This is a genomic window from Brevibacillus panacihumi (assembly GCF_003710985.1).
Taxonomy (GTDB): Bacteria; Bacillota; Bacilli; order Brevibacillales; family Brevibacillaceae; genus Brevibacillus; species Brevibacillus panacihumi.
Map to the genome: position 1 here is coordinate 1 of NZ_RHHT01000095.1, position 1,890 is coordinate 1,890.

At 48.7% G+C, this 1,890-nt stretch carries 1 protein-coding gene; it reads right to left on the reverse strand.

Translation table 11 applies throughout. The annotated features are described in order from the left end of the window. Positions 1–75 precede the first annotated feature (75 nt). On the reverse strand, positions 76–1,332 hold the full coding sequence (ltrA, locus tag EDM58_RS25450; protein ID WP_122915826.1) for a group II intron reverse transcriptase/maturase: 1,257 nt from the start codon (positions 1,330–1,332) through the stop codon (positions 76–78). Between the last annotated feature and the right edge of the window lie 558 nt (positions 1,333–1,890).

The window sequence follows — 1,890 nt, forward strand, 5'->3', positions numbered from 1 at the left end:
AATCGAGTAGGAGGGGGTGACTAACCCCCGTCCTCTCACACCACCGTACGTACCGTTCGGTATACGGCGGTTCATTTAGGTATGACGCAAATAGGTGTATCTGTCTGACAAACTCTTCAAACCTTGATTACGCCAGTAAGCATTATTCAATGCTCGGTGAAGAATTGGACTACATGCAATTCGCCATTGTTTCTTTCGTGAATTGCCCCATTCATAGGCTTTTTCCTTGGGAACTCCTAAGGAGATAAGCCTTTTTACTTTTGTTTTCGGGCGCTTCCACTCTTTCCAGAGACACATTCGGAGTCTTCTTCGAATCCATTCGTCAAGATGGCTGAACACCGAAGGGGTATCAGCCAAGGCAAAATAGCCACACCAACCTGTAAGGTACTCATTGAGATCGTCAATTCTGTATTCCATTGGGAGTGGTTTAGTGCGGGAGGTGATCTCCCGAATCCTCTGTTTTGCTCGCTTCAGACTATCGTTCGCTATTCGAATCTTGGGCGATTTGTTCACCGTGAAACTGAAACCAAGAAATTTACGATTCCATGGGCGATCAACGGCGCTTTTCTCCATGTTGACTTTTAGCTTGAGCTTTCTCTCAATGAACGTGGTCACGGAATCCATCACGCGGATTCCTGCCTTCTTTGACTTCACATAGATGTTGCAGTCATCTGCGTAGCGAAGGAATCGAAGCCCCCGCTTTTCCAGTTCCTTGTCGAGTTCGTGCAACATGATATTGGATAAGAGCGGACTCAACGGGCCACCTTGCGGCACCCCTTGATCGCTTTCAATTTCCATACCATTAACCATAATCCCTGATTCGAGATAGCGTCGGATGAGGGTTAGGATAGTTCTGTCTTTGACATGTTTTGCGATAAGCCCCATAAGTTTATCGTGGTTTACCTTATCGAAGAACTTCTCAAGATCCATGTCTACGACCCAACGGTATCCTTCCTCGATGTATGTCTGTGCCTTCTTGACTGCGTCCTGTCCCCGTCTTCTTGGACGGAATCCATGACTATGTTCGGAGAACATAGGATCAAATATCGGAGAAAGAACCTGTGCAATTGCTTGTTGGATGAGACGGTCGGTCACGGTAGGAATGCCTAATAGCCGAACACCACCATTCAGTTTCGGGATTTCGACTCGTCGGACTGGCGAAGGTACATAGGTTCCATTCTCCAATGACGCTCGTAGGGAGTCCCAGTTGGATAAGATATGTTGACGTAGGGATTTTACGGACATACCATCCACACCGTGGCTTCCTTTGTTCTTTTCTACTCGCTTTAGTGCCAACAGGAGGTTTTCCCGTGACAGCAGTTGTCCCATCATAAAACCAGATATCCTTTCGCGTGAACGTTCTTTCTACTTGTGCCACTCTCTATTCCGCCCTCTTGAAGTCCCCCATGGATTCACCATTTCCTCCTTCAAGTAAGTCCATCTGGATTGTCTGCATCATCATAAAGAGTGAACGCCTAGCGTCCCGTTCTTCCTAAATGTTCGGCCCTTCCCGTTTCAAGCGTCCTCTACTCCGGTACTATGGCCTCTGCTGACTCCTGACCGTTCAGTTTCTCCTAGCGGAGAAGGTTACCATGAGGGCATGGCGTCCCAGTCAGGTCTCCCCGGGTAAGAACGTTGTCTTTCCCTCCATCCACCTGCTTCATTTACTCCCGATAGCCTTTGGCAACATGGACTTCGTCTTGTATGGCAGACTCATCCAGCTATCGTTAGCCTCATATGAAGTTCGTGTTCCTCAGGCCGGAGGTTTGCCGCAGACTTCCTTCAGATTCCACCTCGCGGTGGACACCCTTGTCGTAAGCTAGTGGCTACTGTTGCCTTCGCCATTCGGGACTTTCACCCTAGAGACAACGCCCATGCCGGGCACACCAT